10 protein-coding genes and 1 tRNA gene are annotated in these 12280 nt (G+C 67.0%); all 11 read left to right on the top strand.

The annotated features are described in order from the left end of the window. On the top strand, positions 1–1518 hold a 1518-nt coding region (locus tag GPA_RS03355; protein ID WP_156791123.1), incomplete at its 5' end, for a bifunctional diguanylate cyclase/phosphodiesterase. Positions 1519–1528: 10 nt separating this feature from the next. Then, positions 1529–1948 (top strand): PaaI family thioesterase, encoded by a 420-nt coding sequence (locus GPA_RS03350; RefSeq protein WP_015538933.1) that lies wholly within the window; start codon positions 1529–1531, stop codon positions 1946–1948. A gap of 193 nt (positions 1949–2141) precedes the next feature. Beyond that, a tRNA-Pro gene (locus GPA_RS03345) sits at positions 2142–2218 on the top strand. A 125-nt stretch (positions 2219–2343) separates the two neighbouring features. Then, on the top strand, positions 2344–2616 hold the full coding sequence (gene tatA / locus GPA_RS03340; protein WP_015538932.1) for a twin-arginine translocase TatA/TatE family subunit: 273 nt from the start codon (positions 2344–2346) through the stop codon (positions 2614–2616). 166 nt (positions 2617–2782) lie between these two features. Beyond that, positions 2783–3253, top strand: coding sequence for a transcription elongation factor GreA (gene greA / locus GPA_RS03335; RefSeq protein ID WP_015538931.1), 471 nt, complete (start codon positions 2783–2785; stop codon positions 3251–3253). A 260-nt stretch (positions 3254–3513) separates the two neighbouring features. Then, positions 3514–5496 (top strand): lysine--tRNA ligase, encoded by a 1983-nt coding sequence (gene lysS / locus GPA_RS03330; RefSeq protein WP_015538930.1) that lies wholly within the window; start codon positions 3514–3516, stop codon positions 5494–5496. 279 nt (positions 5497–5775) lie between these two features. Continuing rightward, positions 5776–8340, top strand: coding sequence for an ATP-dependent Clp protease ATP-binding subunit (locus GPA_RS03325; protein WP_015538929.1), 2565 nt, complete (start codon positions 5776–5778; stop codon positions 8338–8340). Between the two features lie 161 nt (positions 8341–8501). After that, entirely contained in the window at positions 8502–9443 is a 942-nt protein-coding gene (locus tag GPA_RS03320) for a serine O-acetyltransferase (RefSeq protein ID WP_015538928.1), read from the top strand. A gap of 60 nt (positions 9444–9503) precedes the next feature. Continuing rightward, entirely contained in the window at positions 9504–10346 is an 843-nt protein-coding gene (gene ispD / locus GPA_RS03315; protein ID WP_015538927.1) for a 2-C-methyl-D-erythritol 4-phosphate cytidylyltransferase, read from the top strand. Continuing rightward, positions 10343–10846, top strand: coding sequence for a 2-C-methyl-D-erythritol 2,4-cyclodiphosphate synthase (gene ispF, locus GPA_RS03310; RefSeq protein WP_015538926.1), 504 nt, complete (start codon positions 10343–10345; stop codon positions 10844–10846). Before ispD ends, ispF begins: the two co-directional genes overlap by 4 nt. A 112-nt stretch (positions 10847–10958) precedes the next feature. Further along, on the top strand, positions 10959–12280 hold a 1322-nt coding region (gene cysS, locus GPA_RS03305), incomplete at its 3' end, for a cysteine--tRNA ligase (RefSeq protein WP_041240022.1).

Below are 12280 nucleotides of genomic sequence, written 5' to 3'. Positions count from 1 at the left end.
CGCGAGGGCTCGCTCGGCGGCGCGCTGCCGCTCGCGGCGTTCGAGCAGCTGTTCCAGTCGCTGCGCCCCCGCTACGAGCAGGAGCCCGACGGCCGCTGGATCGTTTCTGACGCCGACGGCCGGCGCTGGGTGCGCATCGTCACGGTGGAGAGCGACGACCGCACGCGGGTGTTCGGCCTGGTTGAGGATGTGACCGACGAGATAGCCACGCGCCGCCGCATCGAGCACGAACGCGACCACGACGTGCTCACGGGCCTCTTGAACCGCCGTGCGTTCGAGCAGGCCGTCACCGAGCGCCTGGCCGACGATCCGCCGGCGTTCGGCGTCATGCTCATGCTCGACCTGGACAACCTGAAGTACATCAACGACACGTACGGCCACGACTGGGGCGACCACTACATCAAGGCCGCGGCCAGCGTCATCGAGCGCACGTTCGAGGGGGAGGGCTTCTTCGCGCGCATCTCGGGCGACGAGTTCCTCGTGTTCGTCGACCGCTGCGCTGATGCGGACGGGGCGTACCGCCTGTTCGACGCGTTCATGCGCGCTCTCGACACGAGCGTGCTCGAGGCGCCCGACGCCACGGTGCTCAAGGTGCGCGCCTCCGTGGGCGTGGCGTTCTATCCCGAGGACGCCGTGGACTTCTCCCACCTGCGCGAATATGCCGACTTCGCCATGTACGAGGCGAAGAACCACCGCAAGGGCGCGCTTTTGCGCTTCGACCCCAAGAGCCACGAGCGGGGGGCGTTCATCCTCAACAACAAGGAGGACCTGAACCGCCTGCTCGACGAGAACCTCATCGATTACCACTTCCAGCCCATCGTGGACGCCCGCATGGGCGAGGCGGTGGCCTACGAGGCGCTCATGCGACCGCAGCTTCCCTCCATCGCCACGCCGGACCGCGTGCTGCTGCTCGCGCGCTCGCAGTCGAAGCTCTACCGGGTGGAGCACCTCACGTTCTTCGGCGCCCTTGAGGCGTTCGCCAAGCACGAGGACGCCGCCTGCGCGGCCACCCTGTTCGTGAACAGCATCGCCACGCAGCGCCTGTCCTCCGACGACGAGGTGGAGCTGCAGAAGCGGTTCGGCCCCCTGCTCAGGCGCCTAGTCATCGAGATCACGGAGAGCGACTACAGCCGCGAGATGTCGCTGTACAAGGAGGGCCTGGCTCGGCGTTGGGGCGCGCGGCTCGCCATCGACGACTTCGGCAGCGGCTACAACGGCGAGACGTCGCTGCTCGACTACCACGCCGACTTCGTGAAGCTGGACATGGGCATCGTGAGCGGCATCGACGTGGCGCGCGACCACCAGGACATCGCCCGCAACCTCATAGGCTACGCGCACGACCGCGGCATACGCGTGATAGCCGAGGGCGTGGAGACGCCCTCGGAGCTCAAGGCCGTCATCGAGCTGGGCGTGGACTACCTGCAAGGCTACCTCATTGGCAAGCCCGCCGCCCAACCGCCCTCCGTGCCTGCCGATATCCAGGAACTCATCCGCACGCTTGCCGGCACGTCCTGCTAGAAGGAGCACCATGGCCCTCACCGAAACGCTGCACATCGACACCGTCTCTGCCGGCAGGCGCCACGTGGAGGCGGTCATGCCCATCACCTCCGACGTGCTCCAGCCGCACGGCTACCTGCACGGCGGCGCGACCATCGCGCTCTTGGAGACGGTGGCCAGCATCGGCGCCGAGCAGAGCACCGATTTCGAACGCGAGCGCCCCTTCGGCGTCGACGTGCGGGTGCGCCATCGCAAGGGCGGCAAGAAGGGCCTGCTGCGGGGTGTGGCCGACCTCGACCGCGAAGAAGTCTCGGAGCGCACCGGCGCCGTGAAGCAGTACTGGAACGTGGCGGCCTACGATGACGCCGGCGACGTGGTGTCCGACGGCGTGATCATGACCAAGATCGTTCCCCTCGTGCACCTGGAGGCGAAAGGCGAAGCCGGGGTGTGAGCCGCCGTCTCCGTCTCCCTGCCTTGCTCGAGGCGGATGCTTTGTCGTCCAGGGCGCATCCGCCGGCCTCTCCAACGGGGGAAATCGGCCTCGGCCACTGGTGAAGAAGACGTGGAGGGGGAAATATTGCCACATTTTCTTTTACCTTCGATTACATTGTGCTATCATATCCGTCGCTGCAACAAGCAGCTTACGGGTTGTGGCTCAGCTTGGTAGAGCGCTGCGTTCGGGACGCAGAGGCCGCAGGTTCAAATCCTGTCAACCCGACCAGGGAGCTAAAGGGATGTAACTTTCAAGGAGCATCCCTTTTTTGCATAGTGTGTGCTACTCTGATGGCGTTGGAGTGGGCGGGACGCGCTGCGGTGGCGGCCCGTAAGACAAGCTTGGAGGAATGTATGAAAATCCTGGGTATGGGCATGCCGGAGCTGCTGATCATCCTGGCAGTCATCCTGCTGATCTTCGGGCCGAAGAACCTTCCGAAGCTCGGCGGCGCCATCGGCAAGACCGTCAAGAACCTGCGCGAGGGCATGGGCGGCGGCAAGGCCATCGAGGAAGCCGAGGACGAGGACGAGGAAGTCATCGAAGAGGTCGAGGAAGAGAAGCCGGCCCCCAAGAAGACCACCACGACTGCGAAGAGGACCACGGCGGCGAAGAAGAAGGCCGAATAGCCCGGCGCTAGCGAATTGGTTCGCGGTATGTGCAGACGGCTCGGCCGGGCACATACCGCTTTTTTGTATATCGACCGACACTCCGTCGGGAACTCACGTACAGAGAGTCAAACCGCACGTCCGGAAACCGGACGTGCCTGTTGTAGGTATCGGACAGGTGAGAAGCATGGCAAACGACAACTTCATCCTCACGCAGGAGGGCAAGGACAAGCTCGAGGAGGAGCTGCACTACCTCGAGACCGAGAAGCGCGCCGAGATCGGCGAGCGCATCAAGGTGGCGCGCGAGTTCGGCGACATCTCGGAGAACTCCGAGTACGACGATGCCAAGAACGAGCAGGGCATGATGGAGGCGCGCATCGCCGAGATCAGCCGCATCCTCTCCGAGGCCACCGTCGTGAACACGCCGAAGCGTTCCAGCAAGGTGAACATCGGCTCCATGGTCACGGTTGACATGGGCGGCAAGGAGCGCGTGTTCACCATCGTGGGAGGCGCCGAGAGCGATGCGGCCGCCGGCAAGATCAGCAACGAGTCGCCGGTGGGCGCTGCGCTGCTGGGCCACAAGAAGGGCGACAAAGTGGAGACCACGGGCCCGACCGGCCGCGACATCTCCATGGTTATTCTGAAGATCGAGCATTAGGAAGTTCCGTCGGCCTGACGGCCGCCGGAACTCGCCGACGCTGCGGACCGCCCTCGCACCCGATCTTCGCGCGATGCCGCGGGCTTGCGTACCCAAGGTACGCGGCGCCCGCGCCATCCCCCGAATCTCGGGCACGAGGGCGGGCCTCGCTGACTTACTACGCCAACCTGCGCGGTTGGTTTTCGCGCTTCGCGCGAAGGGCTCGGCCCGTGCGGGCGAGCCCGCTCTGCGAGCTGGACGAGATTGAGGGGCACCGAACTATGAGCGACACCAACGACACGACGGGCAACGGGCAGGTCGTCGAGGACGATCCCATCGCGGTGCGCCGCGCGAAGCGCGAGGCGCTCATCGCGGCGGGACGCGACCCGTACGGGCACGCATTCGCGTACTCGCACCACCTGGCCGACCTGGCCGCCCAGTACGAGGGCCTGGAGGACGGCGCGTCCACCTCAGACGAGGTGAAGGTGGCCGGCCGCATCATGGCCAAGCGCGACCAGGGCAAGCTCGCCTTCCTCGAGCTGCGCGATTCTTCGGGCGACATGCAGCTGTTCTGCCGCATCAACGCGCTGGGCGAGGACGCCTTCGCCGAGCTCAAGGATCTCGACGTGGGCGACTGGATCGGCGTGCGCGGCACGATGATGCGCACGAAGCGCGGCCAGCTGTCCGTGGCCGTGGACTCGTTCGAGCTTCTGTCCAAGAGCCTACGCCCCTTGCCCGAGAAGTTCCACGGCCTGGCCGACAAGGAGACCCGTTACCGCCAGCGCTACGTGGACCTCGTCATGAACCCCGAGGTGAAAAGCACGTTCGAGAAGCGCTTCAAGATCGTGGCCGCCATCCGCCGCTACATGGAGGATCACGGCTACTACGAGGTGGAGACGCCCATCCTGCATCCCATCCTCGGCGGCGCGAACGCGCGGCCCTTCGTCACGCACCACAACGCGCTCGACAAGGACTTCTACCTGCGCATCGCCACCGAGCTGCACCTGAAGCGCCTCATCGTGGGCGGCTTCGAGAAGGTGTTCGAGATCGGCCGCCAGTTCCGCAACGAGGGCATGGACCCCTACCACAACCCCGAGTTCACCACCATGGAGTTCTACCAGGCGTTCAGCGACCTCGAGGGCATGATGGAGCTCACGCAGGGCGTCGTGCAGGCCGCGGCGATGGCCGCGTGCGGCACCACGCAGGTGGAGTACCAGGGCCAGCAGGTCGATCTCGGCGGCACGTGGCGCCGCGCCACGATGATCGAGCTGGCCAGCGAGGGCGCGGGCGAGGACGTGAGCTTCGCGCGCACCCGCGACGAGCTGGTGGCCATCCTCGAGCGCAACGGCGGCCACGCGGAGGACGCGTGGGGCAAGGGCAAGCTCATCGCCGAGATATTCGAGGCCGTGGCCGAGGAGAAGCTCATCCAGCCGACGTTCGTGACCGAGCATCCCCTGGAGGTGTCCCCGCTCGCCAAGAAGAAGGCCGGCGAGCCCGAGCTTACCGAGCGCTTCGAGCTGTTCATCTGCGGGCACGAGTACGCCAACGCCTTCGGCGAGCTGAACGACCCCATCGACCAGGCCGAGCGCTTCCGCAAGCAGGTGGAGGCGAAGGACCTGGGCGACGACGAGGCCATGGGCTACGACGACGACTACGTGCGCGCCCTGGAGTACGGCATGCCCCCGGCGGGCGGCTGCGGCATCGGCATCGACCGCTTGGCCATGCTGCTCACCGACGCGCCGTCCATCCGCGACGTGCTGCTTTTTCCTCACATGAGGGATGAGACGCCAGCCGGCGGTCACCCGCGTGTCGCGGCGCAGGCTGCCACTGCCGCCGCTGCGCCGACAGCTTCCGCCGAGACCCCTGCCCCCATCGACTTCTCGAAGGTGGTCGTCGAGCCCCTGTTCGAGGACGAGGTGGACTTCGACACGTTCAGCAAGTCGGACTTCCGCGCCGTGAAGGTGAAGGAGTGCGTCGCCGTGCCCAAGTCCAAGAAGCTCTTGCAGTTCACGCTCGACGACGGCACGGGCGTCGACCGCGTGATCCTGTCCGGCATCCACGCCTACTACGAGCCGGAGGAGCTGGCAGGCCGCACGCTCATCGCCATCACCAACCTGCCGCCGCGCAAGATGATGGGCATCGAATCGTGCGGCATGCTGCTCTCGGCCATCCACGAGGAGCCCGGCGAGGACGGCGAGCCCGAGGAGCGCCTGAACCTGCTGATGGTGGACGACCGCATCCCCGCCGGCGCGAAGCTGTACTAGCGCGTCCGCAGAACCGACCGCATCGAAGGCCGCCCGCGCACCGTCGCGCGGGCGGCCTTTTTCGCGCACGTGTCAGAACCTCGTCAGACGTGCGCACTTTTGGAGGCATCGGGAGGCACGGCGGCGTGCCGGGAGAGGTCGTGATAGGATGGACGGGTCGCCGCCGCCTGCGCTTGTGGAGCGAGCGTGTGCGGCTATATGCGGCATTGGCACTCTCAATACAAGAGTGCTAAGATGGCACGGAACCATACGATAGACTCTGCGAGAATAGAGGCTAGCATGTCATTTGAGAAGTTTACGGACAAAGCGCGCAAGGTGCTCGTCCTGGCGCAGGACGAGGCCCGCTCGCTCCATCAGCCCTACGTGGGCACCGAGCACATCCTGCTCGGCCTCATACAAGAGAAGGACGGCCTGGCCGCCCAAGCCCTCGACCGCAAGGGCGTGAAGTACGACGCCGTGGTGCAGGCCATCCGCCAGGTGGTCGCCATCGACGAGGACACCGACGTGTCCGGCCACCTGTCGTTCACCCCGCGCGTCAAGCGCGTGCTGGAGAACAGCCTGCGCGAGGCCATGCAGATGGGCCAATCCTATATCTCCACCGAGCACCTGCTGCTCGGCATCGTGCGCGAGGGCGACGGCACGGCGCTCGAGGTGCTCACGCGCCTGGGCGTCTCCGGCGACGACATCCGCAGCGCGCTCAACGACCTGGTGGGGCAGAGCCCCGTCTACGCCGGGCGCAACGCGTTCGACCCCCAGGGCCAAGGCTCCGACAGCGTGCTCAAGGAGTTCGGCACCGACCTCACGCAGAAGGCGCGCGACGGCAAGCTCGACCCGGTCATCGGCCGTGCGGGCGAGATCGAGCGCGTCATGCAGGTGCTCAGCCGCCGCCAGAAGAACAACCCGCTGCTCATCGGCGAGCCGGGCGTGGGCAAGACCGCCGTGGCCGAGGGCCTGGCGCAGCTCATCGTGTCGAACCAGGTGCCGGACATCCTGCGCGACAAGCGCCTGTTCACGCTCGACGTGAGCGCGCTCGTGGCCGGGTCCAAGTACCGCGGCGAGTTCGAGGAGCGTCTGAAGAAGTGCATCAAGGAGGTCATGGACGCGGGCGACATCATCCTGTTCATCGACGAGATGCACACGCTCATCGGCGCGGGCTCGGCCGAGGGTTCCATCGATGCCGCCGCCATCCTGAAGCCGCCGCTGTCCCGCGGCGAGATCCAGGTGATCGGCGCCACCACCATCGACGAGTACCGCAAGCACCTTGAGAAGGACTCCGCGCTTGAGCGCCGCTTCCAGCCCATCACCGTGGGCGAGCCGAACGAGGAGCAGGCGCTGCGCATCATGGAGGGCCTGCGCGACCGCTACGAGGCGCATCACCAGGTGCACTTCACCGACGAGGCGCTGCAGGCGGCCGTGACGCTGGCCGACCGCTACATCCAGGACCGCTTCCTGCCCGACAAGGCCATCGACGTGCTCGACGAGGCCGGCGCCCGCATGCGCATCCGCAACATGACGCTGCCGAAGGAGCTGCGCGACCTGGACGAGGAGCTGCGCAAGCTCCGCGCCGAGAAGGACGGCGCCATCGCCGCCCAGGACTTCGAGCGCGCCGCCCAGCTGCGCGACGAGGAGGCCCAGCTCAAGGACAAGCGCGTCCAGGCCGAGAAGGACTGGGAGGAGAACGCCCAGAAGACCATCCAGCAGGTGACGGTGGAGGATATCGCCGACGTGGTGTCCATGACCACCGGCGTGCCGGTGTCCAACCTCACCGAGGCCGAGACCGAGAAGCTGCTGCGCATGGAGAGCGTGCTGCACGAGCGCGTCGTGGGCCAGGAAGAGGCCGTGACGGCGCTTTCGAAGGCCATCCGCCGCTCGCGCTCGGGCCTCAAGGACCCGAAGCGCCCCGCCGGCTCGTTCATCTTCCTGGGCCCCTCGGGCGTGGGCAAGACGGAGCTGTCCAAGGCGCTGGCCGAGTTCCTGTTCAACTCCGAGGACGCGCTCCTGTCCTTCGACATGTCCGAGTACATGGAGAAGCATAGCGTGAGCCGCCTGGTGGGCAGCCCTCCGGGCTACGTGGGCTTCGACGAGGGCGGCCAGCTGACGAAGGCCGTGCGCCAGCGCCCCTACTCGGTGGTGCTGTTCGACGAGATCGAGAAGGCGCACCCCGACGTGTTCAACATCCTGCTCCAGATTTTGGAGGAGGGCCGCTTGACGGACGCGCAGGGCCGCACGGTTGACTTCCGCAACACGGTCATCATCATGACGTCGAACGTGGGCGCGCGCGAGATCGCGCAGCCGACGACGCTCGGCTTCTCCACCGAGGAGCACGCGGGCCTCTCCGACAAGGAGATCAAGAGCCGCGTCATGTCCGAGATGAAGAAGCTGTTCCGTCCCGAGTTCCTGAACCGCATCGACGAGATCATCGTGTTCAAGAGCCTGAACGACGAGCAGATCGCCGAGATCGTGAAGCTCATGGTGGCCGATTTGCGCGAGCGCCTTATCGCGCAGAACATGTCCATCAACCTGACCGACACGGCGTGCAAGCTCATCGCCAAGGAGGGCACCGACGCCACGTTCGGCGCGCGCCCGCTGCGCCGTGCCATCCAGCGCTTGCTGGAGGACCCGCTGTCCGAGGAGATCCTCGAGGGCAAGTGGTCCACGGGGTCGATCATCGATGTGGACGCGGTGGACGGCGAGCTCGTGTTCACCCAGGGCTCGGGCGTTGTCCCGGAGCCGCGGAAGCGCGACAGCATCGCGCGGGACGCCGAGCTCTTGCTGACGAACTACGACCTGGGCCACGCCGGCGTGCGCGGCGGCGGGTCGATGTCGGGCGGCGCGGCGGACTAGCGCTCCCCTGAAAAGCTCCCCTGTTCCCTGGGCTCGCATCCGACGCCCGGGGAGCAGGGGTTTCTTGCGTTCTGGGCCCGTAATTGTCGTATACTGGGGAAACGCCGCGTTGACGGCATGTTCCCAGCGCGCCGCCAAGCCGACCGACCACAGGAGGTTCTATGTTCGGAGACAACCTCGATCGCATCGTGAAGGGCATCGAGAAGAACTACGAGGCCGACGAGATATTCTTCACGAAGCCCGGACGGCAGTTTCCCAGCCGCTCGGCCGTGAAGGGAGTTCTCAAGGACTTGCGTCGGGTGCTGTTTCCGGGCTACTTCGGCGACGAGATGCTCACGCCGTCCACCAGCCCCGAGTACTTCATCGGCGAGACGCTCATCCAGATCGAGCGGTCGCTGCGCGAGCAGATCGTCCTCGCGCTGGCCTACACGTCCGACGACCGCGACGCCGGGGAGGCCGACCCGGCCCGGTCGCTGTGCGGCGGCACGCCCGAGCACATCTGCGAGCGCGCCTCCGAGGTGTGCACGGTGTTCTTCGACGAGCTGCCCAGCATCCAGCGGGTGCTGCTCACCGACGTGCAGGCGCTCTACGACGGCGACCCGGCGGCGGGCTCGAAGGAGGAGGTCATCTTCTCGTACCCGGGCCTGTACGCCATCTACGTGTACCGCATCGCGCACGTGCTCTACCAGCAGGACGTGCCCATCATCCCGCGCATCATGACGGAGCTCGCGCACAGCGGCACGGGCATCGACATCGGCGCGGGCGCCCAGATCGGCGAGTACTTCTTCATCGACCACGGCACGGGCGTGGTGATAGGCGAGACCACGGTCATCGGCGACCACGTGAAGCTCTACCAGGGCGTCACGCTGGGCGCGCTGTCCACGCGCGGCGGGCAGCGGCTCGCCGGGGTGCGGCGCCATCCCACCATCGAGGACGACGTGACCATCTACTCCAACGCCTCGGTGCTCGGCGGCGAGACGGTGATCGGGAAGGGGTCGGTCATCGCCGGCTCCGCGTTCGTCACCTCGTCCATCCCTCCGCATTCCCGCGTGTCGCTGAAGGCGCAGGAGATCACCGTGCGCCAGCCGGGCGAGCGGGATTAGGCCCGCGGGCGCAGCGGGTAGGGCGGAAACGGAACAGCGCAAGGCGGAGAGGAAGATTCCATGACCAAGACAATCGATCCCGTGTTCTCGTCGGAGGTGCTGCGCGCGCCGGAGCTGGCGTGCGACAGCCTGGACATCGACACGATCGCGCAGTCGCTGCACGGGCTGAAGGGCGAGGTCGACAAGAACCCGCAGACCGCGGCCATCATACTGGCCGGCGGAACGGGGGAGCGCTTCGGCAAGGAGGGCGGCAAGCAGCTCGTGGAGATAGCGGGCAAGCCCATCCTCACCTGGTCGGCCGAGGCGTTCGACGCGGTGGGCGACATCGGGCTCATCGTCATCGTGTGCCCCGAGGACCGCTGCTCCGAGTACCTCAAGCGCGCCGTGGACCCGTTCCCGTTCGTCACGCCCATCGTGGTGGCTCCCTCGGGCCCCAGCCGCCAGGAGTCGGCGTTCTCGGGCCTGGAGTTCGTGCCGGACGACTACGAGTACGTCATCCTGCACGACGGCGCCCGCCCGCTCATCAGCCCCGACCTCATCGCGCACACCATCGCCACGCTCAAGGGCAACATCGACTGCGACGGCGCCGTGGTGGCGCATCCGGCCGTCGACACGCTCAAGGTGGTGGAGAACGGCGTGATCGTGGGCACGCCCGACCGCCGCGTGTTCTGGAACGCGCAGACCCCGCAGGTGTTCCGCGCCGGCATCTACCGTCGCGCGCATGCCTCGGCGCTATCCGACGGCTTCATGGGCACCGACGACTCGTCGCTCATCGAGCGCTTGGGCGGCCGCGTGCTCGTGGTGGAGGGCAAGCGCGACAACATCAAGCTCACCGTGCCCGAGGACTACCTCATGCTGGCCGCCGCCGTGCGCACCAACTACATGAAGGGAGCGGAGGAATGACGGGCTCGTTCGATCCGTCCTCTCTGCGCATCGGGCAGGGCTACGACGTGCACGCGTTCGCTGAGGGGAGAAGGCTCGTCCTGGGCGGCGTGGACATACCGCATGCGCGCGGGCTCCTGGGGCACTCGGATGCCGACGTGCTCGCGCACGCCATCGCCGATGCCCTGCTCGGCGGCATCCGCGGCGGCGACATAGGGAAGCTCTTCCCCGACACCGACCCGGCCTTCAAGGACGCTGACTCGCTCAAGCTCTTGGCCGCCGTGGCCGACAAGGTGCGCGCGGAGGGCTACGCCATCCTCGACGTGGACTCCGTCATCGCCGCGCAGGCGCCGAAGCTCTCGCCGCACCGCGACGCCATGCGCGCGAACCTGGCCGCTGCCATGGGCATTCCCGTGGAGAACGTGGGCGTGAAGGCCACCACCACCGAGCACCTGGGCTTCGAGGGCCGCGAGGAGGGCATCTCCGCCACGGCCGCGTGCCTGCTCTGCCGATGTAGCTAGAAGGTCGGTTCCTCCGGGAAGCCGGCCGGATCGGCCCGCTGTGCTAGAATTTCAGGTTGACGTGCGCCCGCTCGGGCGTGCGCTCGGACAGGCAGGATGCGAGGACAATTCCATGATCAGGCTCTACAACACCAAGACCCGCGAGAAGGCGGACTTCGAGACCATCGAGCGCGGCAAGGTCGGCATGTACGTGTGCGGCCCCACCGTGTACAACTACATCCACGTGGGCAACGCGCGCACGTTCATCAGCTTCGACAACATCCGCCGCTACCTCATGTGGCGCGGTTTCGACGTGAAGTTCGTGCAGAACGTCACCGACGTGGACGACAAGATCATCGCGAAGTCGCTCGAGGAGGGGCGCAGCGCTGCCGAGGTGGCCGCCGAGTACACCGAGGCGTTCATCGAGGACATGCGCCGCGCGAACGTGCTCGATCCCGACGTGCGCCCGAAGGCCACCGAGGAGATCCCCGAGATGATCGAGCTCATCGGCGAGCTCGTGGACGGCGGCCACGCCTACGAGGTGGAGGGCGACGTGTACTTCAGCGTGCGCTCGTTCTCGGACTATGGGGCGCTCTCGGGCCGCAACGTCGACGAGATGGAGGCCGGCCACCGCGAGCTGCGCGCCGACGGCAAGGGCATCGAGGATCGCAAGCGCGACCCGCTCGACTTCGCGCTGTGGAAGGCCGCCAAGCCCGGCGAGCCGGCGTGGGATTCGCCGTGGGGGCAGGGCCGCCCGGGCTGGCACATCGAGTGCTCGGCCATGTCGCGCAAGTACCTGGGGCTGCCCTTCGACATCCACGGCGGCGGCGGCGACCTCGTGTTCCCGCACCACGAGAACGAGCGCGCCCAGAGCGAGGCCGCGTGCGGCTGCACGTTCGCGAACCACTGGATGCACGGCGGCATGCTGCAGATCAACTCCGAGAAGATGAGCAAGTCGCTGGGGAACTTCAAGCTGCTGCGCGAGGTGCTGGAGGTGACGCGCCCCGAGGTGCTGCGCTTCCTCATGCTGCAGACGCACTACCGCAGCCCGCTGGACTTCTCCAATGAGCGCCTGGCCGAGGCGGCATCGGCGCTCTGCCGCATCGAGAACGCGGTGAAGAACCTGGACTGGCTGCTGGACAACGCCGAGGACATCCCCTCGCCGCTCGACCTGCGCGCGCTCATCGAGCGCACGCGCGCGGCCAAGATGGGCTTCATCCTGGCCATGGACGACGACTTCAACACGTGCAAGGCGCTCGGCGAGGTGTTCGACTTCATCGCCGACGTGAACGCGCAGACGGCGGGCAAGACGCTGTCGCTGTCCGACGTGCCGCCCGTGCGCGACGTCCGCGCGCTCATCGTGGAGCTGATGGGCGTGTTCGGCATCGACGTGGAGGCCGCCGCCGACGCTGCCGACGGCGCGTGCGCCTACCCGGCCGAGGTCGTGGCGCTGGC

The organism is Gordonibacter pamelaeae 7-10-1-b (genome assembly GCF_000210055.1).
In the GTDB taxonomy this organism is placed as follows: domain Bacteria; phylum Actinomycetota; class Coriobacteriia; order Coriobacteriales; family Eggerthellaceae; genus Gordonibacter; species Gordonibacter pamelaeae.
The sequence above is the reverse complement of the archived record's forward strand: the minus strand, read 5'-3'. Positions and strand labels throughout refer to the sequence as shown.